Below are 24,442 nucleotides of genomic sequence, written 5' to 3'. Positions count from 1 at the left end.
TCAATACTTTTTTGAACACTCGTTCAATGCTACGTGGCGGGCCTACTCCTTAAGCGGCGCGAAGGCGATCTGTTCCGTGCGGGCGATACTTCTCTGGATGGAGGCCTCATCAACGCCGAGAAGCGCCGTCAGCCACATGCCGTTTTGGATGACCACAATGTCGGCCGCCCGCTCCCGGCAGGCCTCCCAGGAGAGGCCGGGTAGGGCGTTGGAAACCAGTGCAGCGAGGCCGTCGAGATAGCGGTCGAAGGCCTCGGCGTTGATCTGGGCATAGCCCTCGTCCGCCTGGGCCAGGGCCCAAAGGTGGAGGCGCAGGGACAGATAACGGGTGGTCAGCAGGTCAGCGGCTGCCACTCGCCGCAGGGCCTGGCGCAACTGTTCCTCCGGGCCTGACGACGGGTCCGGCGCCACCAGCAGAAGGTCGTGCTCGTCGACCCGGCGCAGGGCAGCCCGTATCAGGCTCGTCTTGTCGTCGTAGTAGTAGTTCACCAGGCCAAGCGCGACGCCAGCTTCGCGGGCCACAGCCCGCATGCTCACACCCGAGATGCCGTGGCGGGACAGCAGATCCAGCGCCGCCTCGAGAATACGCGACTGTCTGTCCATCTGTTCGCCGGTGTTCACGGCCTTGGTCCCCATCTGGCCAGACTATTGCCTAAGCCCTACCAAGTGCACTTTCAGGGGCCGCATGACCGGGGTCTCCCCGTGGCGCACCAAAAGAAGCGGGGGTGCCAGCCGGACCCGAAGGAGGTGCCGGCGATTCCGGCGGCATGGCTGCAGTCATCAGGATCAAGCGTAAGACGCACAGCGGCCTGAGAGCAGGGAATCTGGACAAATCTCTCGATCCCCGCCCTGTAGAGGTCTACCGTAGAGGAGTGAGTGATCGCCCCGATATCTTCACCGTTGGTGAACTGCGTGCCTCCGGCCACGTGCACAAGGACCTGCGCCGCGAAATCCGCGACAACCTGCTCGCCGCGCTCGCCGCCGGCACCGATCCCTGGCCCGGGATGTTCGGTTTCAGCCGGACCGTCCTGCCCCAGCTCGAGCGGGCCCTGCTCGCCGGCCACGACATCGTCCTGCTCGGCGAACGGGGGCAGGGCAAGACCCGGCTGCTGCGCACCCTGGCCGGGCTGCTGGACGAGTGGTCGCCGGTGATCGAGGAATCGGAACTCAACGAACACCCGTACGAACCCATCACCGAGCAATCCCGTGCCCGCGTCCTCACCGAAGGGGACCGGCTGCGGGTGGCCTGGCGCCACCGCTCCGAACGGTACGTCGAAAAGCTCGCGACGCCGGACACCTCCGTCGCCGACCTGATCGGGGACATCGACCCGATGCGCGTGGCCGAGGGCCGACGCCTCGGGGACCCGGAAACCATCCACTACGGCCTGGTCCCGCGTTCAAACCGCGGAATCATAGCCATCAACGAGCTGCCCGACCTCGCCGAGCGCATCCAGGTTTCGATGCTGAACGTGATGGAGGAACGCGACATCCAGATCCGCGGCTACGTGCTGCGCCTGCCGTTGGACGTCCTCGTGGTCGCGTCCGCCAACCCCGAGGATTACACGAACCGCGGCCGGATCATCACGCCGCTGCGGGACCGCTTCGGCGCCGAGATCCGCACCCACTACCCCCTGGAGCTTGACGACGAGGTGGCCGTCATCAAGCAGGAGGGGCAGCTGGTGGCCGGCGTCCCGCCCGTCATCCTCGAGATCCTGGCCCGTTACACCCGGGCGCTGCGGCAGTCCCCGGCGATCAACCAGACCTCCGGGGTGTCCGCACGCTTCGCCATCGCGGGCGCCGAAACCGTCGCCGCGGCAGCCCTTCGCCGGGCCAGTGTGCGCGGCGAGGATGAGGCCGTGGCCCGGATCATCGACCTGGACGCGGCGGTGGAAGTCCTTGGCGGCAAGATTGAGTTCGAGTCCGGTGAGGAAGGGCGTGAACAGGAGATTCTGGACCATCTCCTGCGCATGGCCACCGCGGAAGCTGTGCGGGCGCACTTCCATGGCATCGACATGGGGCAGCTTGTGGCCGCGCTCGACGGCCACACCACGGTGACCACCGGGGAACTGGTCACCGCGCGGGAGTTCCTGGACAACCTCCCGTCGCTCAACGGCTCCCGCCTCTACGACGACATCAGTGAGCGCCTGGGGGCGACGAACGACGGGCAGCGAGCCGCCGCCGTCGAACTGGCCTTGGAAGGCCTCTACCTCGCACGGCGGATCGCCAAGGAGTCCGACGACGAGGCGACGGTTTACGGCTAAAAGCTACCTCGCGTAGTTCGAAAGCTTGAGGACAGGAGGGCCATGAGCGTTCACAACCGGTCCAGGTACAGCCGGTACAGGGGCGGGCCGGATCCGCTCGCGCCGCCGGTGGACCTGGCGGAAGCGCTGGACGCCGTGGCCGAGGACGTCATGGCCGGCTACTCACCCCGGCACGCCCTCCAGGAGTACCTGCGCCGCGGCGGCCGCAGCCGCGAAGGCCTGGACGACCTCGCCGGCCGCGTCCAGCAGCGCCGCAAGGACCTCCTGGGCCGGCACAAGCTGGACGGCACCCTGAACGAAGTCCAGAAACTGCTGGACACCGCGGTGCTGGAGGAACGCAAACAGCTGGCCCGCGACGCCATGATGGACAACACCGACCGCGCCCTCCGGGAGATGCAGCTGCAGAACCTGCCCCGGTCCACGGCTGCAGCGGTCAACGAACTGGCCTCCTATGACTGGCAGTCGAGCACGGCCCGGGAAGCCTACGAGCGGATCAAGGACCTGCTGGGCCGCGAGGTCCTTGACCAGCGGTTCGCCGGCATGAAGCAGGCGCTGGAGAACGCCACCGATGAGGACCGTGCGGCCGTCAACGAGATGCTGCAGGACCTCAACGGGCTCCTCGACAAACACCGGCGCGGCGAGGACACCGACACGGACTTCCAGAACTTCATGGCCAAACACGGCCACCACTTTCCCGAGAGTCCACAGTCCGTCGAGGATCTGATCGACGCACTCGCCCAGCGCGCGGCCGCAGCCCAGCGGATGCTGCAATCCATGTCCAAGGAGCAGCGGGAGGAGCTGATGAACCTCTCCGCCCAGGCGTTCGGCTCGCCCCAACTCATGGCCCAGCTCGGCCAACTCGACGACAACCTGCGCGCTCTGCGCCCCGGCGAGGACTGGACCGGCTCCGAACGCTTCGAGGGCGAGGAGGGGCTCGGCCTGGGCGACGGCACGGGTATGCTGCAGGACCTCGCCGAGCTGGACGAGCTGTCCGAGCAGCTCTCCCAGTCCTACAACGGATCCAGCCTGGACGACCTGGACCTCGACGCGCTCGCCCGCCAGCTCGGGCAGGATGCCGCCGTGACGGCACGCACCCTTGCGGAGATTGAGCGCGCAATGCACGACGGCGGGTACCTCCAACGCGGGGCGGACGGCGATCTCCGGTTGTCACCGCAGTCTATGCGGCGGCTCGGGCGGGCGCTGCTGCGGGATACGGCGAAGCGACTCTCCAGCCGGCAGGGGCGCCGGGACACGCGCGTTGCCGGGGCAGCGGGGGAGCAGACCGGCTCCAGCCGCCCGTGGGAGTTCGGTGACGCCGAGCCGTGGGACGTTACGCGGACCATCACCAACGCGATCCGCCGGACGATTGCCGACGGCGGAGACCCGGGCAGCGGGCTGCGCCTCGCCGCGGACGACATTGAGGTGGCGGAAACTGAGGCGCGCACCCAGGCCGCCGTGGTCCTGCTCGTGGACGTGTCCTTCTCGATGGCCGCCCAAGGACGCTGGGTGCCCATGAAACGAACCGCGCTCGCCCTGCACCACCTCATTACAACGCGCTTCCGCGGCGACCGGCTGCAGCTGATCACGTTCGGCCGTTACGCGCAGCCCATGGACATTGGCGAGCTCACCGCCTTGCCGCCCTTCCAGAGCAAGGGAACCAATCTGCACCACGGTTTACTGCTGGCCGGCCGGTTCTTCCGCAAGCACCCGTCCATGCAGCCGGTCCTCTTGGTGGTGACCGACGGCGAACCAACCGCGCACCTGCTTCCCGGCGGCGAGACCTGGTTCGACTACCCGCCGGACCCGGAGACCATCCGGATCACCGTGGCCGAACTGGACCGCCTGGGGCGTGCCGGCACCCAGGCCACCTTCTTCCGGCTCGGCGACGATCCAGGCCTGGAACGGTTCGTCCAGCGGATGGCGCGCCGGGTTGGCGGCCGGGTGGTGGCGCCCGAGACCGATGATCTGGGGGCCGCCGTGGTGGGGGAGTACCTCCGCGCCCACTTCCGGGGCCGTCCCTACGACGACGCCGACTGGGCACAATAGCTGGCCGTTCGGCAGGTGCGGAAATGCCACCAGCCACGGTGGACGTGAGCGAGACGGTCGTCCAGTGCCTTGTCCGGCAGCAGCGTCCCGACCTCCGCGATCTTCCTCTGGCACGGGTTGCGAATGGCTGGGACCCGTCCACGCCGGCCGGCCGACGTCGGACTTTCCGTGGCCGTGGAGCATCGTGCGGTGGATCCCAGGCGCCGCCGCGGCTGACGTCGACCCCGCTGAGCGCGGACCGGCCGCTGAAGGTCTGGCCGCATTCCTCCTGTCGCTCCACATGCCCGCCGAAGCCGGCGTCCCGGTGAATCCGTTCCGCGGTGTGCCGCTGACAGATCGTGACTCGGGGGTGGCGGAACGGCTCGGGGACCGCGAGCGCTACCCGCAGACGGCAGCACTCGGCGCCGTATGGGCGCAGGCCTGCACCGCAGATGCCGGGGATGGTCCGGCGATGATGCTCCATGGGGACCTTCACCCGGGCAACATTCTGCTGGCGGAGGACGGCACGCTGGCTGGTGTTATCGATTTCGGCGACGTCGGGGCCGGGGACCCGGCTGTCGATCTTGCGGTGGCGTGGCTGATGTTCGACGCCGGCGCCCGCCAGCGCGTCATCGACGCCTTTGGCCCTGCGGTGCAAGGGGACACCTGGATGAGGGCCAGGGCTGGGCTCTCGTCCTGTCCACCGCCATGCTGAGCAACTCCGACGACAACCCGCGGATGTTCGCCGTAGGCGAGTTCGGGATCAGGCAGGTCCTGGAGGGCTGACTCAGGGAACAACCACAGGCAGGAAGCGGCGGATAACGACCTGAAGTAGTGAGCTGGCCGTGTTGGGTGCACGTTTCCCCGGAGCAATACCGGTGATCCAGGTGGCTCGCACTTCCGCTACCCCGCGTTCCGGCGCAGGTCGTTCTGACTTGTTCCGTCTCCGGCCGGACGCCGTACGCGGAACTATTTAACTCAGCTGTTCCGGGACCGCACGTGGCACGGGATTGAGGTATACGTATGCATAGCTGATAATTGCTGGATGAATGCAAAAATCAGCGGTCCACGTGCGGAGTCCACTCCGGCCCATCAGATCATCGACGCCGAAGGCGATGCGGCGTTGGAGGAGGTTCGCCGCGCGTTGCGCATGCCTTCATTCAGCGACACCGGTGAGGGGATCGGAGCTGCTGCGGAGTATTTTTCCGCACTGTTGGGCCGTGTGTGCCCTGACGCCGCGATCGTTCCCACGGCAGGCTATCCGGTCGTTTTGGGGACGGCCCGGTCATCTATGCCGTCGGCTCCCACCTTGATTGTGTATGGACTATACGATGTGACGCCGACAATGGCGCATGAGTGGACGGTGGACCCGCTGGCAGCTGAGGTTATTGATGCCCGCGATCTCGGACTGTTGCCCCACCTTGGCCCGGTGGTGGCCGGCAGGGGTGCCAATAATCACAAGGGACCTGTGATCGCCGCGATTCTCGCGGTCGAGGCCATGCAGCAGGCCGGTGTGGAGTTGCCGGTCAACCTGATCTTCGTGATAGAAGGAGAAGAGGAGATCGGCAGCCCGAGCTTGCCGGGATTTGTGGAGGAACACCGGGAGCTGCTGCTGAGTGCCGACGGCATCTGGCTGCCCTGCATGCAGCAGAATTCCTCGGGCGTCATGACGGTCCGCCGTGGGTTTAAGGGGTGTGTGTTTGCACAGATTACTTGCCGTGGCGGTGCATGGGGCGGTCCTGCCGATGGGCGGCATATCTGGGCTGGGAATTCGGCGTGGATCGACGCTCCCATGATGCAGCTGGTGCGGGCCCTGGGCACGATGTATGACGATGAGCAACGGGTCACCATCGATGGGGTAGGAGCTGTCGCGGAGGCGGCCTCGCTGCAGTTCGCCGACGACATCGCCAAGGTATCGGCCGGTTTCCGTGAGAATCCAGCATGGTCGGCAAATATGCTGGGCAACCTGCACGTTGAACGGGCGCTGGCCGGTAAAGACATTGCGGACCATGTGGAAAATTACATGACCGGTGTCAATATGAACATCCAGGGTATTACCGGGGGCTACCAGGGCCCGACGTTCTATACCTCGCTCCCCGGGGAAGCCAGCGCTAGAGTTGATTTCCGGTTTCCGCCCGGGTTGACTCCAGAGGAGTTTGTCAAGGCCCTGCGCGGGCATCTGGACCGGCGAGGCTTCGGCCACGTGGACATTGACATTCCGCGCGGTTATGCCGGTGCGCCGTCGATGCCCGATGACCATGATGTCCTGCTGGATGCGGGGATTGTCACGGCCGCCCGATACGGGGTGGAGACAGCGGTGTGGCCGATCGCGAACAACTGCTGCCCGGCCTCGCTCTTCACCGCTTTGGGCAAGCAGATCCCGTTCAGTGTGGCAGGGCTCGGCCATGGCGATCGGGCCCATGCCGCTGACGAGTATTTCACGGTGGGTTCTGTGGAGAAGCTGATGCACTTCACCGTCGACTATCTTGGCGACTTTGCCGACGCAGCGGCCCGTACGTCGGTGGCGGACTGACGCCGTCACAACATGACGAAAGGAGGGGCTCCGGTTGTGCCGACCGGAGCCCCTCCTTTTGATGTCTTCAGGACGTGGCCGCCCAGTCAGCCAGGCAGTCGTCGATGGCTGATTGCGCGTTCAGGACCACCATCGCGGCTCCTTGTTCCCAGGCCTTGCGGGCCTGGGACGCGGTGGAGGCGATTGCCATGACAGGGCGCCCTGCCGCAGCAGCCCAGACCTGCAGCCGGGCGTCGTCCGCCCGGGCTGCGTCATATCCCAAAGCCGCGGCCAGGTCCGAAGGGCCCACGAAGATGACATCTACACCGGGGGTCTGTGCGATGGCGCCGGCGTTGGATACGCCATCGGCGTCCTCAATCATTGCAATGACTAGGGTCCGGGCTGCGGTCTGCGCGGCGTGGTCTGCCGGGGAGGTTTTGCCCCATTGGCCCGCAGCCGTGTAGGTGGCGAAGCCACGGTCCCCGAGAGGCGGGTAATGGGACATACGGACCGCGGCCGAAGCTTCTTCGGCTGTGCGGACGTGCGGCACGATGACGCCCTCCGCGCCGGCATCGAGAACCCGTAGCGCCAGGGCGGCCTCCCCTTCTCCGATGCGCACCAGCGTCGGAAGCCCCGCGGCCCGGGCGGCGGTGATGTGCTCGGCGATGTCCTTCTGATCGGCGATCCCGTGTTCGGTGTCGAGGAAAATGAAGTCGTAACCGTTGGTCCCGGCCATGTCTATCAGCATCGGTGCCGGCACGCGGACGAGCAGGCCGCGCAGTCGGTCGCCGGCGGCGAGGCGTGTTTTGAGCGGCTCCAGTGACCGTCCTGACATCATCGGGCCACCATGCCGGCCGACAGATCGATGTCTGCTGCGGTGAGTCCTCGCATCTGCAGTATCGCGACCAGGGCCTGGCCGACTTCCTCTTCCTCTACCATGCGGCCCAGGGCTGCCCGGGAGACGAAGTCTGCCTCGGCCTGATCGTAGGAGGTTCCTGAGCGTTCAGCTTCCAGCCGGAAGTTGCGTTCCATCCGTGGTCCACGGACCGGGCCGGGCGAGAGGCTGTTGACGCGGATGTCATACGGGCCGGCCTCGGCAGCCAGGGTAGTGGTCAGCCCGATCACGGCCATCTTCGATGCACAGTAGGGAGTCCGCCCAACCAGCGGCCGTTTCCCGCTCACTGATGCGATATTAATGATGTCGCCGCTGCGGGATTTCATCATGGCAGGAAGAAAGGCCCGGCAGATCAGGTAGACGCCACGCACGTTGGTGGCGAAGACGTTGTCCCAGTCGTCCGGATCGATGTCGACCAAGTCGGACACCGGCCCGGGAATCCCAGCGTTGTTTACCAGAATGGATACGGATTCGTCCCGGAGCCTCAGTGCCAGTTGATCGACCGAGGCTGGATCGGCGACGTCGCAGCTTTCCAATCTGGACTGGTCCCCGGTCAGTCCGAGTTCATCGCGGGTCTGGACGAGTTTGTCTAGGTTCCGGCCGACCATGATGACCCGGGCGCCTGCCTCCACCAGGTGCTTGGTCATCGCCTGGCCAAGGCCGTTGCCGGCGCCGGTGACCAGTGCGGTGCGTCCTGCCAATGGCCCTGTCACGGCTGGTCCACGGTCACTGGCAGGGTGGCCCAGGGCAGGTCGGCGCCGGCATACTTAGTGGCCCGGACGTCACCGGAACGGGCGTGGCCTTCGAAGGATTCGACCCTGCTGGCGCGGCCGCAGATCTCGCCTAGGAGCGCCGAGGATGCGGTGTCGGTAACTTCCTGGTGGGTGACGGTCTTCAGGTATTTGCCCACCCAAAGGCCGCCGGTGTAGCGGGCTGAGCCCTTGGTGGGAAGGACATGGTTGGTGCCGATAACTTTGTCGCCGTAGGAGACGCAGGTGCCCTCGCCGAGGAACAGCGCGCCGTACTCATGCATCTTATCCAAGGCCTCGCGGGGCTCCTGGGTCAGGACCTCGACATGCTCGGAGGCGAAAGTGTCCGCCAAGGCATAGGCCTCGTCAAGGGTGTCGACGACATGGATCTGGCCGTGGTCCCGCCAGGCCGGCCCGGCGTAGTCCTTGGTGGGCATGCCCGGCAGGATCTGCTCAATATGTTCCAGCACCCGGGCGCCCAGTGCGGCGCTGGTGGTGATGAGCACGGCCGGGGAGTCGGGGCCGTGTTCGGCCTGGCTGAGCAGGTCCACGGCGACAATGAACGGGTCCGCGTACTCGTCGGCGATGACCAGGATCTCGGTCGGACCGGCGAAAAGGTCGATGCCGACCTCGCCGAACAACTGGCGTTTGGCTTCGGCTACGAAGGCATTGCCCGGGCCGGCAATGAGATTCACTTTGGGAATTTCCTCGGTACCCACGGCGAGGGCCGTCACGGCCTGCACACCGCCGAGCAGATAGATCTCATCCGCGCCCGCCATGTGTGCGGCCGCGATGGTCGCTGCGGGGATCTTACCGCGGATGGGCGGGGTGCACGCGGCCACACGGGGCACGCCGGCGACTTTGGCCGTGATGATGGTCATGTGCGCTGAAGCGGTCAGGGGGTAGCGGCCGCCGGGGATGTAGGCCCCGGCGGAGGCGACAGGGAGGTGCCGGTGCCCCAACCGGACCCCGGGAAGCGTCTCGATTTCAATGTCCGTCATGGAATCACGCTGGGCCTGGGCGAAGCGGCGGACCTGGTCCTGGACGAACGTGATGTCATCGATCACCTGCCGGGGCAGGGTGGCAATGATCTCCTCGATCTGCTCGAGAGTGAGCCGGAAGGATTCGGGGCTCCAACCATCGAATTTCTCCGAGTATTCGCGGACGGCAACGTCCCCGCGGGTACGAATATCGTCAATGATTGCCTCGACGGTGGCCCGGACTTCCGGCTTGCTGCTGCCGGTATGGCCGGTCGGGAGGGCTGACTTAAGGATCTGCGACATAGTTTTCTCCGGGAAGGTTGGTGATCAGGCGGCGGTGGCTGGCTGGGGCAAAGCAATGCCCTGGTGGGCGAGGGCGAGTTCGTCGTAGGCCAGCCACTGCGCCGTGACGCGGCCTTCAACGAGATGGTGGTGGCTGATGAGGCTGAACTCGACAGGGCCCCTGGCTCCGGTGCCCGCGATCCGCCACTGGGTGGCAACGCGCAGCGGCAGTGTGTCCGAGGCCGGCAGCGAGTACTGGTCATCGACCTCCACGACAAGGGGTCCGAGGGCGGCGCGCAGACCGTCGGCCCACTCCACCACGGCGGCGGCGCCGATCTGCTGGAGGTCCGGGGCAAAGTCGGTGAGGCAATCGGCGGCATAGAGCCCGGATTCGAGCCGGCCTTCCAAGGCGCTGGTAAATGCCTGCTGGACCAGGTCTCCCTCTGTACTGCGGGTGAACTCAAAGGACGGGCGCGCCACCCGGGGCGATGCGGGATATCGAGTAGCCTGCACGGCTTCCTCGAGGGAGTAGCCCAGCTGACGTGCCTGGGCGAACGGGTTAGCACCCAGCCATTCCTCGACGATGACTTCGCCGTGCACAATGCAGTTGGCTATCGCGGTGAATGTCACCGGTCGCCCGGTGGCGGGGCCGTAGACGGTCCCGCCGGTGTCGGTCCCGGTCCAGGTCCAGCGCATGGAGGTCCGGTAACCTTCCTCTTCGGAACCGGTCCAGATCGTGTCATCGATGACGCCGTGGAAGTCCGGGTAGGTACCCAGCCGCGCATGGGTGTTGGCGATGACGATCTCGTCGCCCACCAGGTCGCCGGCGTCGAGGTGGATTGCCGTGCTGGGCGCGTAGTACTTGCGGATGAGCTCGAGATCGCGGTGGGGCAGGTTCCAGATGTCGTAGGTGATGCGTTCGATGTAGTCGACGGGGCCGTCGAACCCGTAGGCCCGCAGCCCCGGGGGGGTGGTTGTCATGAAGTTTTCCTTCGATTCCAGTGGTTGATGGTGTTGGCCGTTGATGCCGGGTCCTCGAGGGTCATGAGATGGCCGGCGCCGGACATGATGTGAAGTTCGGCGTGTGGCATGGCGGCGGCGATGTCTTGGTGCATGTCCTGCGTGCATAGCTGGTCTTCGGATCCGGCGAGGACCAGCGTCCGTGCGCCGACCCGTGGCAGCTCGGTACGAAGGTCCCGGCGGCTCCGTTGTATGCCCAGCTGGTCGGCGAAGACTCGCGGTCCGTGGTGTTCGGCCATGGCTGTTCCGGTCCTGAGTAGGGCGGCGGTGATCCGTGCCGGCGCGAACAGGGCAGGCGCGAGGTCACCGGCGATTTCGGGGAAGGCGCCAGCCGTGTTGCGTCGGACCAATTCTTCCCAGGCCTGCATCTGTTCGGGCCTGGGTCCCCGGGGGTTGGTCGAGATCAGGACTGCGGCGTGGAAAATTGACGGGTCTTTCACTGCCGCGGCCATCGCGACAATTGCACCCAGTGAGAGTCCGATGATCCCCACCGGCCCCTCCTGCCTCCGGGCAAGCTCGAGGAGATGCTCCGCCGCTTCGTCCAAGGTGGTGCCCTCGATCCGTGTGTCCACTGTCGCGCCGCCTAGGCAGAGGTAGGGATCCATAGCGGTAAAGATTTCGGCGGTGCACAGCATGCCCGGCACCCGGATCCAGGTACGGATCCGTTGTGTCGCTGGGCGAGGCCCCATGATCTGCCCGCTCAGTCGTCGATTGTGGAGTATCGGACGACGTTCCACGCGGCGACGTAGCCAGCGGCGTCGGCGGCGTGGCCTTTGTCTTCGGCGTGCCGGATGGTTTCGGACGGCCATTCGAGACGGACGCGCCCGTCGCCGCTGTTCACGACCAGCATCTGGGCCTCGTCATCCATTGCGGTGAAGGTCCGCCAGGCTCCCGCCGGCACGGAAATCGTGTCGTAGGGACGGAGGACGGTCGCCACCTTGTGGTCGCCGTCGTTCAGGGTCACCAGCCATGTGCCGCGGTAGCCCATCAACACCTGGCTGTGGTCGTGGCGATGCTGGAGCATGCCCTCGTCCTTGACCGCACGCAGCCACGCGAGGTTGAAGTTGTGCGGGTAGTGTATCGGCGGTACCTGGTCCCGGTCCTCTGTCATTCCGTAACCGATGACCGTGGCGAGCTCGGCCCCGCCGCCGGGCAGTTCATTACACAGGAACGGTTGGCTGCTCCACTTCAGATCGCGCTGGCGGACCACACGTTGCTGCATCTGCTCGGCGGTCCAGGTGCGCAGCCTGTCGATCTCGGCCTGGGGCAGGGGCGGAACGACCTCCACGTTTTCCGGGATCGTGTCGCCGGCCACCGTATCGATCAGCTCGTTGTCCAGGGTCAGGAAGAGGCCATGCTTTTCGGCCTCCTTCAGCACCGAGGGTCCCCAGATGATGCCTCCGGTGTTGTCGAAGCCCAGGGCAGTGAACAGCCAACCGTGCGAACCTCCCACATTGGTGAATCCACGGAAGATCCAGGTGGGAACGCTGACGATATCGCCCTCTTCGCAGATGAATTCGCCGTCGCTGCCGTCCGCGCCCCAGCGCATCTGCCAGGTTCCGCTCCAGTTCAGGAACACTTCGGCAGTGAAGTGGAGATGGAGGTTGTTCACCACGCCATCCGGCATGGCGGCGGCCCCGATATTGAAGCCGTGCGGTTCCCGAAGGTTCACGACCTGTTGTGCGCTCTGGGTCACCCCCGGCCCAATGATCGAGTAGTTCTCCTTGGTGTCGCTCCCGGGGGTGCGGCAGTCGATGAAGGCCTGGTTGCAGCTGACATAGTCACTGCGGCGGATGGTCCGGCGCCTCAGCTCATTTTCATCGACGACCTGGGTTGCTGTTTTCTGCTTCACGTTAACGTCCATGGGTCATGTATACGTATGTATCGGATGCATGTCAAGGTTTCGCTCGCGGATTGGGACGTGCGTCGACTAGGAGGCGGTGTGCGTGCCGCGGGGCACGGCGCGCACCGGGTGGATCCGGCGCACCGGGTCCCCGGCCACAACCCCCGTCAGCCTGTCCACCAGAAGATTCGCGGCATCCCTGGCCATGTCGGCCAAGGGGATGGCGACGGTGCTGAGGTTGCAGATCGGCCAGCCGGAGGTGGGGATATCGTCAACCCCGACCAGAGCTACGTCCTCGGGCACCCGGAGGCCAAGCTCCCGGGCCGCATTCAACGCGCCGATGGCGACCGAGTCGCTGATGCAGATGACGGCGCGGGGTGGGCGCTCCAGTGCCATGAGCTTGCGCATCCCCGAAACCCCGGAATCATGCCCAAACCACCCGCGCGCAACTTGCGAGGAACGCAAGGGGATATCGGAGTCAGCCAGTGCCTCCCGGATTCCGGCCTCGCGGTCGGTGCTGGTGGAGGCCGCGGCCGGCCCTGCTATCAGCCCGATCTCTTTGTGGCCGGCAGAGACAAGCATCTGGGCTGCTACCCGGCCCGCTTGCAGGTTGTCAGCGACCACGCTGTCTGCTGCCACGATTCCGCCGATGCGGTTCAGCATGACCATGGGGATGCCTCGCTGCTGGAGCTCAAATGGCATTGTTGACTCCCGCCGCGTGGTCGTGAGCAGCACCCCGTCGACGGAGCGGTCCAGAAGTGGCGAGTAGGCAGCATCGTCATCCTCGCGTTCGGCCATCAGAACCATCCGGTAGCCGCGGCCGGCCAGGGCGTCGTGGATCGCCGGAAGTATCAGCGGGTAGAGGGGGTTGGCCAGGTCGGCGACCATGGCTACCCGCTGAGTGGCCTGCGTTGAGAGTGAACGGCCCATCTGGCTGGGGACATAGCTCAGGGCCGCCGCCGCATCCGCGATGCGGCGGCGCGTCTCCACGGTGACCCGGGGATCCCCGCGCAGGGCGCGCGAAACCGTCGGCTGGGACACGCCCGCCAAGCGGGCAACGTCACGACTGGTGGCAACCATTGTTGCCTCACTTTCCGGGGTCGGGTGGATGCTTCGCAGTAAACATCTCACGGCAAGCCTATTGACAATCATGTTAGCTGTGCCACAGTCTAGGACATACGTATTCATGCCCGCTAGGGGCACCAAATCATTAAGGTGACGTTTTGAACTTTCCCAAAAGAATCGGTCGCTCGCCCCTGCTGCTTGCTGTAGCCGCCCTTACGGCGGCGTCCCTGGCTGCCTGTGGCGCTGGCAGCCAGATTCCCGGTGCCACCGGCGCCAAGGGGACCTGTCTTGCCCCTGAGTCGGCCAGCCCGGTCACTGTCAATGTCCTGGCCTACGGTGCCCCCGGTATGGACCCGTTTACCAAGGCTATGACGAGCGCCTGCAACGGGGTCAAGAATCTCAAGGTCAACCATTCACCGGTGGACTTCTCGGCCCAACTCGAAAAGGCACCGCTTTCGCTTTCCCAGCCAGCCGACGGCGCGTCCTATGACATTGTGGAGGTTTACAACACCACCCTGGTCGAGTACGCCTCCAAGGGATGGCTGGCGCCCCTGGACGAGTGGGTGGCCAAGAACGGTGAAGCCTCCGGTGTCAACGATATTGATCCGGCGCTGCTGGAGAAGATGAAGTACGACGGGCACCTCTATGCCCTGCCCAACCAGCAGAATGTCCACATTCTGATGTACCGCAAGGACATCCTGGACAGCCTGGGCATCCAGGCGCCCACGACCTATGACGAACTGTATGCAGCGGCCGACAAGATCAAGGCCGCGGGGAAGTCCGAAACACCTTTCGTCGCTTCCTTCAACGCGGACAGTGATATCTCCACCGCGTTCAACAACGCGCTGACCAGCCAGGGCGGCTCCTGGGTCAACGGCGGGGGACAGCCCACATTGGCCTCCCCCGAAGGCGCAGCCGCGATCAACGACCTGCGCAAACTCAAGTCCTACATGTCCAGCGATGCCCTGACCCTGAACAACGCCAAGGCCGTCGCCGCCCTGCAGAACGGGCAGGCCGCGATGGGCATCATTTACGCCGGCCGGGGTGCCACCCTCATCGACCCGGCCCTGTCGAAGTTCTCTAACGATTTCGCCTTCGCTCCGGCACCGGCGGCAAAGGCCGGCGGCAAGCCGGCCGCCCAGTGGACCCAGGACGGGTTCGCCATCGCCAAGAACTCCAAGGTCGGCTTCGAGACCCTCGCCGGAGTCTTGGCCACCTCGGTCGGAGACGCGGCAATGACTAACGGAGCCCCGTTCGCCGTCATTTCCCGGGCCAGCAAGCTCAACGACCCTGCACTGCAGGCCAAAGCACCCTACTGGCAGGCAGCACTGGATACCCTGAAGGCAGGCGCGGGCACGCTGCCGCTAAAGCCGTTTATGCCCACCATCCAGCAAAGCACCCGTCCCTTCATCGTCGAAGCGGTCAACGGCACCGGGGACCCGATGGATGCGCTCGTCAAGGCCGATGCCGCAGCCAACGCCGCGCTGACTACCGCCGGGTACCTGAAGTAACAATTCCGCGGCGAATCCGCCACAACAGATTTTAGGAGGTGGGTCCACTGAGACGACGCGAATTCTTCATCTTCGTCGGCCCCAGTATTTTGGTCATGACCTTGCTCATGGCCGGGCCCTTATTCATCACGGCCTTCGACAGCTTCAGGAAGGTCAGCTACGGCGACCCCGGTCTGTTCGTCGGATTCGCCAACTACACGGCCACGTTGGGTGACCCGCGGTTTTGGGCCGCAGCCGGGTTCACGACCGTCTACACCGCCGCGATGACGGCAGGAAAGATCGTGGGCGGGTACGTTGTTGGCCTCATGCTCAACGCCGTCCGCGCCAAGGCCCGGGCCTTCTTCCTTGGGCTGCTCCTGGTGCCCTATGTCGTCCCGACAGTAATCGGCGCACTCGTTTTCTCCTGGTTGTTCAACAGCACCTTCGGCGGCTTCGTCAATGTCCTGCTGGCACCCCTGGGTATCGCACCGGACTGGTTCACCGATCCGGCGGCGGCAAAGTTCCTACTCATTTTCCACAGCATCTGGCACGAGTCGGCGTTCGGCATCCTCGTCCTGGTGGCGGCCCTGCAGTCCGTCCCCCGCGAACGGATCGAGGCGGCCGCACTCGACGGGGCCGGCTGGTGGCAGACCCAATGGCGCATCGTGATGCCCTCCATCAGGGGATTCATCGGCTTCATCGCCCTCATCTCAATCATGGACGGCTTCCGGGTCTTCGACAGCATCCGGATGATCACCCCGGCCGCCTCAACGGTCGGCACTGAGTCCCTCATGACCTACGTCTACAACGTCGCGCTCGGCGAAACCCAACAACTCGGACTCGCCAGCGCCATCAACGTCATCACGATCATCATCATCCTGATCTTCCTCGTCCCCTTCATTCGCCAAACCTGGCGGGAGATGAAATCCGCGTGAGTGCACCGAACAACGTCAGCATCCTTCCCCCGGCCCCGCTGCCGACACCCATCCCGGACCGCGCCGTCGATGGCCGTCCTCCACGTCGGCCCCGAGGGGCCCTGAGCAACACCACCATAGGACGCCGCCCCCGGTGGCGGACCGCCATGGCATACATAGGGCTGTCGGTGGCGGCGTTTGTGGCAGTCTTCCCGTTTGTTTGGGCTTTCCTGACCTCCATCAAGCCCTACACAGACGCGTTCATCTCTCCCCCCGTCTGGAGCTTCACCCCCCAGATCACGGCCTACGAACAGCTCTGGTACGCCACCGAATTCGCCTCATTCGGTGTGAACACCATCGTGGTCGGCGTGGTCACAGTCATCATTTCCCTGATCGTGGGGGCGCCTGCGGCTTATGCACTGTCCCGGTTTGATTCCCGGATCTCGTTGTGGCTGCTCGTGCTGGCACTTGTTTTCCGGTCACTGCCGCGCTTCGTCGTTGTCCTGCCCTTCTACTCCATCGCACAGGCCCTCAATATTTACGACACCCAGCTGATGCTGATCATCGCGCTCGTGGCGGTGAACCAGCCGTTCACGATCTGGCTGTTGCGGAACTTCTTCGCCGAGCTGCCCAGGGAACTGGAAGAAGCGGCCCAGATCGATGGCTGTAGCCGCTTCGGGGCATTCCGTCGGGTCATCATGCCCCTTGCCGGTCCCGGGCTGATTACCGCAGGGATCTTCACGTTCCTGCTGGCCATCCAGGAATACCTGATCCCGGTTGTACTGACGCAGCAGCATGCGACCACCCTGTCGGTATTCATCGCATCGTTCGGTATTGCTGAAGACACCGCCCTCTACCAACTCATCGCCGCCGCCAGTATTCTGCTGGCTCTCCCGATCATCGCTCTTGCCTTCCTAGCCCAAAAGTTCCTGGTCACCGGGCTGACGGGCGGGGCGATCAAGGGCTAAACCTATGACACACGGGTCCGTGCCGTGACCATTGGTGACCAAGCGTTTGGGTCGTGTGGCGCTTCTTTCCACCACATGACCCAATCGCTGTTCACGCCACCATGATCCGGTGCACTTGGACTCAATCTTCCGGCCGGGCGCCTCGCCCGGGACCGGCTTTATCGAGTCCGTGATCGCCACAGCTGACGCAGTGCGTGCCAAGGGCAAACACAAAAGGCACATCAACCTGTCCCTCGACAAGTGGAACGTCTGGTCGCAGCGCGACGTGGACACCGAGGACCAGCAGCACAATGTCGCCAACGCGGGCTGGCGCGAGCACCCCCGTGACAAATGTCAATCTGATGTGAGCCCACTTAGCTGACATTAGGCGGAGCGAGGACATCAATCGCAGAGGAGGCTGTGCGCAATCCGTCTCTGATCGAGAGCAGCCTCCTCTGGGCCGGACGGGTTCGACGCTGAGAGCCAGTTTCCGGGCCACCTAAGCGCGAAGGCGAGCGGCTCCGAACTTCGGCTCGCGCTGCCGGCGCCGTGATCGGATCTGGAGGTCGTCAAGAACTAACTCAATTGCCGCACAACTCTGAGCTGACGACGGCGGGACGTCCCGCCGTCGTCCGCTCCTGCTTCCGCTAATTCGCGCGTCATTGTGGTGGGCGCCCAACTGGGCCACCATGTTCGTATGGACGTTGAAACCCCGAAGGCGACGGAGCTGAACCTTCCCCAGGCCTTCCTCCTTCTGGCAACGAACGACGTGAACGGAAAGCCCGAAGTGCCGGTGTTCGCACTCAGGACCACTGTGGCAGGGGCAATATTGGCCGAGCTGGACCTGATCGGTGCGATCGAACTGCAGGGGAAGCGCGTCGGGGCCACCGGCGAGGTGCCGGAAACAGAATTCCGGCGCGAGCTCGAAGTCATCCGTGGCAAATCCCGGCCCCACACCCCCAAGGGGTGGGTGGGCATGTTGGAGGGCCGCGCCGTAGTGCAGCGTGTCTACGAAGCGATGGCGTCACTGGGCATCGTGGAACATGTCGGCGAAAAGCACCTGGGCAGGTTCCGGGCCGTGCGGTACCCGGAGAAGGACCACGCTCCGGAGGCGGCGCTCCTGGAAAAGATCCAGGCCGCACTCAGCGGTGCGCCGTCCGATCTTGAGGCGCCCGATACCACGGCGACCGATGCCGGGACGGCTGACGCCGTGGCGACCGATTCCCCGAAGCCCGCTGCCAAGCCTGATACCAAGGCACCCGACGCCAGGACCATCGTGCTGATCGCCCTGCTCCAGGCGTCCGGACTGCTCGGCAAGCTCTTCCCGGCAGCGGATCTGACCCGGGCAAATGAGCTGTCGAAGGACTATTGGCCGTCCCGTGCGGTGGAGGACGAACTTCGGATGATCAGGCTGGCGGAGCAAGAGGCGGCAAACCTGTGAAGCTGCCCGCAAACCGCTAGCTAGGCACGGGAGCCGTAGGGCGTCCTTATGCGGCCGGGTTCGGAAGAACCGCCAGGCTGTCGGCGACGAGCCGCCCATCGTGGATGACGGTGCGGTCGGCGCCGCGGTCCATGACGGTGCTCGTGATGGTCTCGCCATCAACCAGGACGATGTCCGCCCGATCTCCGGGAGCCAGGCCCGGCCGGTCGTCGGGACTGCTGAGGCGCTGGACGGTTCGGTCCATGATGGATGCGCCTCCGACGGTGGCGATCGCCGCGCAGTGCTCGATCAGCCGGTCCTTGCGCAGCCGGTGCGTGAAGGCCAACTGCCACGTGCGGTCGAGCATGTCGCAATTGCCGTAGGGGCTCCAGTAGTCCCTCTGCCCGTCCTCGCCCAAACCGACACGGATCCCCGCCTCGGTCATCCGGGCGAGGTCGAATTGCGACCCGCCGCTTGCCGGGGCGACCGTCGCCCAGGCAACGTCGAGATCGGCCATCTGCTCCACAAGCCGAGCGGTCACATCGGGGTGGACATTGGCGAGATCGTAAGCGTGGGACAGCGACACGTGTCCCTCCATCCCCAACGCACGGGTGCGTTCGAAGATCAGTTCCGCGCTGAAGACCCCCAGGTGGCCAGGCTCGTGCAAATGAATGTCGACGTCGACGCCGTACTTCTCCGCCAGACCGAAGACGATGTCCAGATGGCGGACCGGGTCCCGGTCCAGCTGGCAGGGATCAATGCCGCCGATGGTTGTCGCACCTGCGCGGAGGGCCTCCTCAAGGAGCGGGACAGTGCCGTCCTCCAGCAGCAGGCCTGCCTGCGGGAAGGCCATGACTTCTACATCGGCGGCGTAGGCGAAGTGCTGTTTCGCGGCCATGACTGCCTCGAAGCGCTCAAGCTTGCAGTCCACGTCGATCTGGGCGTAGGAACGGACGCGAGTGGTGCCCCGCGCAATCATTCGTTCCAGCGTTCCCCGCACTACATCGACGTAGGGGACGGGGGTGTCGCGCCAGTTTTCCCGGTCGTTGCACATCATGTTCCACACGCCGGGCGAGGCTGTGTGCTCCCGGAACGGCAGCCCGATCCTGGTCGAGTCGAGATGGACGTGCACGTCGGTGAACGCGGGCACGGCGATCCGGCCCCGTCCGTCGACCGCCCCGCCGTCGACCGCCCCGCCGTCGGCGTCTGCTGCTACGACGGCGGTCCCCGCGGGGTGAACGGCCGCGATCCGCCCTTGGCGAACTTCAAGGTCTACGGCGTCCCCGCCCCAGGGGCGGACGTTGGTAATGAGCATTGTTCATTCCTTTCGGCTGGGTAATGAATGACGGCTGGGGAGGCACCGATCCCGCGGGACCGGTGCCTCCCTACCTCAGCATGTACTGGAAGCAGCGTGTACTAGAAGTGGAAGGCAGCCTGCGCGATGGCTGCTGCGGCGACGAAGCTCGCCGTGAACGTGATCAGGGCGACGATGACGATCTTCCAGCTCAGTGAGCGCAGGGCCTTGACGTCACGGCCAAGCGACATGCCGATCAGGGCAATCAGGGGCAGGCCGGCGAAGAGGACGCTGATGTGCTGCGTAGCGGAGGCGACGAAGGGGCCGATGGGCAGGAACGTCGCGGAGGCAATGGTGGCCAGAGCCAGGACCCAGATGCTGGACGGAACCACCGGGACGAGCTTGGCGAGCACAAGCGCGATGGCTGTGAGGGCCAGCAGGATGAGGACGCCGACGGCATCCAGTGGCAGCAGTGAACCTGTGCCGAGGGCGTTGAGCAGGAAGCCGGCCACCCCGGTCGCGGCGAACGCGATGAGCCACGTCCTGGGTGTCCGGACAACAACGGGGTCTTCTTCGATGCTGTTGACGTCCACTGTGTCGATGCCCGAGGCCTCACCGGACTCGAGCGCTGCGCCGCCCGGGTGAGCCGGGCCTGACCTGCCCGCTTGGGTTCCAGTCACAGCGCCCATGAGGGCGCCGCGGCGGACACGGCGGCCGAGATCGTCCCGCCCGAAAATGCGGGACCACATCTTGTAAAGCTTCTGGCACATGGGCAGCGCGATGAAGACACCTGCGTAGAAGCCGACGATGTTGGTGACGAGGTTGGACAGTGCGGCGAGGGCCATGATCTCCCCAGCCATCTCCGGATACAGGATGGACAGGGCGCCCACGCCCCCGAGCATCATGGAGGCGGACCCCAGGCCCAGGCCCAACGCGAGGGCCCTGGGATCAAAGAAGTCCATTCCGCCGAGCAGACCGGCCAGGAGGGAGATGAACACGGCGCCAAAAACGCTGCCCAGCACCCACACAGCGAACACGCCGCGGTATTCGGGGGAGCGGACGCCGAAGCGCTGGATGGCGAAGGCAAGGTAGGACTCACGGTCGATCGACCAGGTGGCGCCGATCGCAGTGCGGCCCAGGCCAAGGGCCACCGCGACCGGCAGGGCCAGGACCACCGTGCCCACCACGTGTCCCACTTCCTGCAGGAGTATCGCGGGGCCGAGGCCGGTGAACTTCGTCAACGACGGGCCTATCTGAGTGCCCAGACCTGCCAGGAAGAAGACTATGGATACGTCCATCAGGTGGGTGGACACCGCACGCGCACGCCCGCCGATCGGTTTCCATTTCTGGACACCGAGGAATCCGCCGATGAGCACGGTCCACAGGATGGGCATCAGGACGATTGCGGCCGGGCCAAGCTGGAACTTGTGAGTGCCGATCGTGATGGCTGCGGCACAGATGGCGGTGGAGAGTGCGATCATCACCAGCCACAGGGCGGGGCGGGCGCGGAAAGAACGGGACGGCGGCGCGTCCACAAGGGCGGTCACGGAGCCGCCTGTGGTCTTCGCTTCATTGCGCATGACGCAGGCCTTTCGAGGGGGGGTCAGGATTCAGAACAAAAACATCCCGCTTTGCGGAATCTTGTTCTTGGTATACCAAGTGACTGTATACTCGTACCCATTGAGAGGCAAGTCACATTTATCCGCTGTTCGCCAAGGAGGCGCGTTGTACAAGAAAATCTCGGCCCGGTACGTTCTGGGGTTCGACGGAACACGGCACACGCTCATCGAGGACGGCGAAGTTGTCTTCGACGAAGATTCCATCGTCTTCGTGGGGCGCAACTACGGGGGCCTGGTCGATGAGGAGCGCGACTATGGCCAGAGTTTGGTCATGCCCGGCCTGATAGACCTCGACGCCCTCGCCGACATCGATCACCTCATCCTGGACTCGTGGCCCTCGCCCGATGTCGCCCCCGGCCATCTGTGGTCAGAGGACTACTTCGCCAACCGTCGCCGGGACGTGTTCACGCCCTCGGAGCGCGCCACGGTCCGCGAGTTCGCCTTGGCGCAGCTCGCCCTGCACGGCATCACGACCTACATGCCGATCGCCTCGGAAATCCACAGTTCCTGGGCCGAAGGCCTCGATGAGATCGTGGACATGGCAGAGACAAGCCGCCGGATCGGACTGCGCGGCTACCTGGGGCCGGCCTACCGTTCCGGGGTCCATGTCATCACCGCCGCAGGCGACCGCGAGGTCCACTTCGACGAGGCCCGGGGGCTTGCGGGCCTGCGCGACGCAGAGCGCTTCATGGACTACGCCGCGGGTCTCGCGGACCCGCTCGTCACCGGGGCCCTGCTGCCGTGCCGCATTGAGACGCTGTCCGAAGACCTCATGCGGCAGACGGCGCAGATAGCTAGGGAGCGGGACGCGCTGGTCCGGCTGCACTGCCTCCAGTCCCCGCTCGAGGAGGAGTTCCTGCAGCAATCCGCTGGCCGAGGCGTCCTGGAACTGCTCGAATCCACAGGCCTGTTCGGCGCGCGGCTTCTCATCCCGCATGGTGTGGTGATCGACGGCAAGGACCCCGCCGCGTCAGCGCCGGGCGGCCCGCTTGACACGCTGGCCCGCCACGGCGTCAGCATTGTCCATTGCCCGCTGACATCGTTCCGCTACCAGAAGCAACTTGTTTCATTCGACCGTTTCCGCGAGGCAGGCATCAACATTTGCCTGGGTACTGACTCCTTCCCGCCGGATCTTGTGCGCGGCATGGACGCTGGCATGCACCTGACCCGGCTGGTTGAGGGGAGGCCTGACGCCGGGACCCTGGCGGACTATTTCGATGCCGCGACCCTCGGCGGCGCACGGGCCCTCGGACGGGCTGACTTGGGGAGGCTTGCCCCCGGCATGCAGGCCGACATTACGGTGGTGTCCCTGACCAACTTCGGCGACGGCGTCGTCGAAGACCCGCTGCGGACGCTTGTGCTCAACGGGACCGCACGCCAGGTGACCGACACCTTCGTGGCAGGGCGCCCGGTCGTGGTTGGCGGCGCCCTGCCCGGCATAGACCTCGACGCGCTGCGGGTTGATGGGCAGCGGCTGTTCGACGCGATGCGGGCGGCCTACTCGGTACGGGACGCCCGGCTCCGGGAGCCTGACGAGCTGTTTCCGCCCACCTATCCACGCGCGGAAGTCGATCAGCCGATGGCTGCCCGGTAACGACCGCAACCTTCGGCTCATCATTCGGTCACTCTTGGTTTGGTATACCAAAAGCGATAGAATGAAGTTACTCGAGGGCTTCCGGCACGCTGTGGTGGAAGCCTATCCGCCCTCGGTGGAACCATGATTTTGACCTATTGACAGCGGACCCGCGCTCCTGCGCAAGGGCCTTTCTCATTGGAGAGAACAATGTGCCTGCACGATCACACCTCCGCTGTCCTGCCACCAACTGTTCCCCGCCGCGGCATCCTGGCCGGGGCGGCCGCCCTGGCGGGAATCTCGGTGGCGAGTCTGGCTGCCCAGCTCGGAAGTGCCCCGGCCGCGAGGGCAGCGGACAACGCATCAGGCCCCGGCTACCCTGCCCGCCCCGCGTCGCCCCCGCCGATGATCATCGAGGGCGGCACCATAGTGGACCCCAAGACGGGCAACGCAGTGCAGGACGGGGTCCTTGTGCTGGAAGGAGGCAAGGTCACCGCGGCCGGCACCCGGGAGGAAACACGGCGTGCGGTAGCCGCCCTTGCCGGCCGTGCCCGCATCGTGGATGCCTCCGGCCGGTGGGTCCTTCCCGGCCTCATCGACGTGCATGTTCATGCGAACGCGCTCTCGGATGCACGGGCCATCCTGCAGGGCGGAGCGACCAGCGTCAGAAGTGGTTCAAGCAGCTTCTATCAGGACGTGGCCCTCGCAGCCCTGCCTGCCTGGGCTGCCGGCGCCTCGCCGCGGATGAGTCCCGCCGGGCTGTTCATCTCACCCGATCTGGGGGACTCGCTCCTCGCTGACCCGGAGCTTGCGCCGCTCGCGGCCTTGTCCGGGGGAGTCTCAGAACCGACGGACCTTGCTTACCTCACCCGCGTCAACCTGAAACGCGGTGCCCAAGTGATCAAGACCCGGGCCAACCCGCGGGCCGGCCTGGCGGAACAAGACCCCCGCGAACTGGTCTACAACCACGACCAGCTCTCCGCGGTGGTTAAGGCCGCAGGCAAAGCAGGTGTGCTTTGCCACGCCTACAGCGCAGAGGGGATAGACGGTGCCGTCCGGGCCGGTGTGCGCAGCATCGAGCACGGCGTCTTCGTCAGCGAGGAGACCATCTCCCGGATGGCCCGCAGTGGCACTTACTTCACACCCACATTGGACGCCATCACGAGCATGGCAGGTTCTTCCAACCCGATCCTTGCCGCCCGCGGCGCGGAGTACACGCCCATCATCAAAGCAGCTGTAAGGGCTGCCCATGAAGCCGGTGTGACGGTGGTAGCAGGGACGGACTCCTTCGGTTCCGATGTGACCCCCATAGGCACAGAAGCGCGTCTGCTTGCTGAGGCCGGGCTTTCACCGCTGGACGCGTTACGGGCCGCGACAGTCAACGCCGCCGCCCTGCTCGGCTGGAGTGAGAGTGCAGGACGCCTGGTCCGCGGTTTCTTTGCAGACGCGATCATCGTGGATTCTGATCCCTTGAACAGTGCCTCGGCCCTGGAAGAAATCAGCGTAGTGGTGGCGCAGGGAGTCGTTATACGGAATGACCTCTGATCGGTCGT

Annotated in this window: 20 protein-coding genes and 1 pseudogene; 11 read left to right on the top strand and 10 right to left on the bottom strand. The window is 65.3% G+C overall.

From position 1 onward, the window contains the following. Positions 1–42: 42 nt before the first annotated feature. Positions 43–636 carry a TetR/AcrR family transcriptional regulator gene (locus tag ACQCSV_RS18070; protein WP_354154429.1) on the bottom strand — a complete coding sequence of 198 codons (594 nt, stop codon included), beginning with the start codon at positions 634–636 and terminating at the stop codon, positions 43–45. A gap of 236 nt (positions 637–872) precedes the next feature. On the opposite strand from ACQCSV_RS18070, the gene ACQCSV_RS18065 reads away from it, so the two are divergent. The 4 genes from ACQCSV_RS18065 (at position 873) to ACQCSV_RS18050 (ending at position 6,819) form a co-directional block, all read left to right on the top strand. Then, positions 873–2,261, top strand: coding sequence for a sigma 54-interacting transcriptional regulator (locus ACQCSV_RS18065; RefSeq protein WP_354154430.1), 1,389 nt, complete (start codon positions 873–875; stop codon positions 2,259–2,261). Between the two features lie 42 nt (positions 2,262–2,303). Then, positions 2,304–4,307: a vWA domain-containing protein gene (locus ACQCSV_RS18060; RefSeq protein WP_426938901.1), complete on the top strand. Its 2,004-nt coding sequence runs from the start codon at positions 2,304–2,306 to the stop codon at positions 4,305–4,307. 184 nt (positions 4,308–4,491) lie between these two features. Further along, the gene (locus ACQCSV_RS18055) at positions 4,492–5,001 is read left to right on the top strand and encodes a phosphotransferase (protein ID WP_354224372.1); all 510 of its coding nucleotides are present in this window, start codon (positions 4,492–4,494) and stop codon (positions 4,999–5,001) included. Positions 5,002–5,331: 330 nt separating this feature from the next. Continuing rightward, the gene (locus ACQCSV_RS18050) at positions 5,332–6,819 is read left to right on the top strand and encodes a M20/M25/M40 family metallo-hydrolase (RefSeq protein ID WP_354224374.1); all 1,488 of its coding nucleotides are present in this window, start codon (positions 5,332–5,334) and stop codon (positions 6,817–6,819) included. A 67-nt stretch (positions 6,820–6,886) separates the two neighbouring features. Here the strand turns inward: ACQCSV_RS18050 and ACQCSV_RS18045 are convergent, their stop codons facing one another. From ACQCSV_RS18045 to ACQCSV_RS18015, 7 genes are all read right to left on the bottom strand, one after another. Further along, positions 6,887–7,636 carry an aldolase/citrate lyase family protein gene (locus ACQCSV_RS18045; RefSeq protein ID WP_354154434.1) on the bottom strand — a complete coding sequence of 250 codons (750 nt, stop codon included), beginning with the start codon at positions 7,634–7,636 and terminating at the stop codon, positions 6,887–6,889. Then, positions 7,633–8,406, bottom strand: coding sequence for an SDR family oxidoreductase (locus tag ACQCSV_RS18040; RefSeq protein WP_354154435.1), 774 nt, complete (start codon positions 8,404–8,406; stop codon positions 7,633–7,635). Before ACQCSV_RS18040 ends, ACQCSV_RS18045 begins: the two co-directional genes overlap by 4 nt. Beyond that, the gene (gene hisD / locus ACQCSV_RS18035; RefSeq protein WP_354154436.1) at positions 8,403–9,725 is read right to left on the bottom strand and encodes a histidinol dehydrogenase; all 1,323 of its coding nucleotides are present in this window, start codon (positions 9,723–9,725) and stop codon (positions 8,403–8,405) included. The genes ACQCSV_RS18040 and hisD overlap by 4 nt, the downstream gene beginning before the upstream one ends. Positions 9,726–9,749: 24 nt before the next feature. Beyond that, positions 9,750–10,685: an ester cyclase gene (locus ACQCSV_RS18030; protein WP_354154437.1), complete on the bottom strand. Its 936-nt coding sequence runs from the start codon at positions 10,683–10,685 to the stop codon at positions 9,750–9,752. Further along, entirely contained in the window at positions 10,682–11,359 is a 678-nt protein-coding gene (locus ACQCSV_RS18025; protein ID WP_354224378.1) for an alpha/beta hydrolase, read from the bottom strand. The genes ACQCSV_RS18030 and ACQCSV_RS18025 overlap by 4 nt, the downstream gene beginning before the upstream one ends. A gap of 65 nt (positions 11,360–11,424) precedes the next feature. Next, on the bottom strand, positions 11,425–12,588 hold the full coding sequence (locus ACQCSV_RS18020) for a hypothetical protein (protein ID WP_354154439.1): 1,164 nt from the start codon (positions 12,586–12,588) through the stop codon (positions 11,425–11,427). 66 nt (positions 12,589–12,654) lie between these two features. After that, positions 12,655–13,647: a LacI family DNA-binding transcriptional regulator gene (locus ACQCSV_RS18015; protein WP_282331411.1), complete on the bottom strand. Its 993-nt coding sequence runs from the start codon at positions 13,645–13,647 to the stop codon at positions 12,655–12,657. A gap of 143 nt (positions 13,648–13,790) precedes the next feature. Between ACQCSV_RS18015 and ACQCSV_RS18010 the strand changes: the two genes are divergently transcribed. From ACQCSV_RS18010 to ACQCSV_RS17990, 5 genes and pseudogenes are all read left to right on the top strand, one after another. Continuing rightward, positions 13,791–15,143, top strand: coding sequence for an extracellular solute-binding protein (locus tag ACQCSV_RS18010; protein WP_354154440.1), 1,353 nt, complete (start codon positions 13,791–13,793; stop codon positions 15,141–15,143). 95 nt (positions 15,144–15,238) lie between these two features. Next, a complete protein-coding gene (locus tag ACQCSV_RS18005) occupies positions 15,239–16,057 on the top strand; it encodes a sugar ABC transporter permease (RefSeq protein ID WP_354154441.1) in 819 nt (272 codons plus the stop codon). Then, positions 16,054–17,004, top strand: coding sequence for a carbohydrate ABC transporter permease (locus ACQCSV_RS18000; protein WP_354154442.1), 951 nt, complete (start codon positions 16,054–16,056; stop codon positions 17,002–17,004). The genes ACQCSV_RS18005 and ACQCSV_RS18000 overlap by 4 nt, the downstream gene beginning before the upstream one ends. A 157-nt stretch (positions 17,005–17,161) precedes the next feature. After that, positions 17,162–17,329: pseudogene (locus ACQCSV_RS17995) on the top strand (alpha-L-arabinofuranosidase); the annotation flags it as partial. A gap of 351 nt (positions 17,330–17,680) precedes the next feature. Further along, the gene (locus ACQCSV_RS17990) at positions 17,681–18,424 is read left to right on the top strand and encodes a GPP34 family phosphoprotein (protein ID WP_354154443.1); all 744 of its coding nucleotides are present in this window, start codon (positions 17,681–17,683) and stop codon (positions 18,422–18,424) included. A 46-nt stretch (positions 18,425–18,470) separates the two neighbouring features. Here the strand turns inward: ACQCSV_RS17990 and ACQCSV_RS17985 are convergent, their stop codons facing one another. Continuing rightward, entirely contained in the window at positions 18,471–19,718 is a 1,248-nt protein-coding gene (locus ACQCSV_RS17985; protein WP_354154444.1) for an amidohydrolase family protein, read from the bottom strand. Between the two features lie 101 nt (positions 19,719–19,819). After that, positions 19,820–21,277, bottom strand: coding sequence for a DUF3100 domain-containing protein (locus ACQCSV_RS17980; RefSeq protein ID WP_354224383.1), 1,458 nt, complete (start codon positions 21,275–21,277; stop codon positions 19,820–19,822). A gap of 145 nt (positions 21,278–21,422) precedes the next feature. Here ACQCSV_RS17980 and ACQCSV_RS17975 point away from each other — a divergent pair, with 145 nt between their 5' ends. Together ACQCSV_RS17975 and ACQCSV_RS17970 are read left to right on the top strand one after the other, a co-directional pair. Next, complete coding sequence (locus tag ACQCSV_RS17975) at positions 21,423–22,910, top strand: amidohydrolase family protein (RefSeq protein ID WP_354154446.1); 1,488 nt, start codon at positions 21,423–21,425, stop codon at positions 22,908–22,910. A gap of 189 nt (positions 22,911–23,099) precedes the next feature. Further along, complete coding sequence (locus ACQCSV_RS17970; protein ID WP_426938900.1) at positions 23,100–24,434, top strand: amidohydrolase family protein; 1,335 nt, start codon at positions 23,100–23,102, stop codon at positions 24,432–24,434. The last annotated feature ends 8 nt before the right edge of the window (positions 24,435–24,442 follow it).

It is taken from the genome of Pseudarthrobacter sp. S3 (assembly GCF_050156905.1).
Taxonomy (GTDB): Bacteria; Actinomycetota; Actinomycetes; order Actinomycetales; family Micrococcaceae; genus Arthrobacter.
The sequence above is the reverse complement of the archived record's forward strand: the minus strand, read 5'-3'. Positions and strand labels throughout refer to the sequence as shown.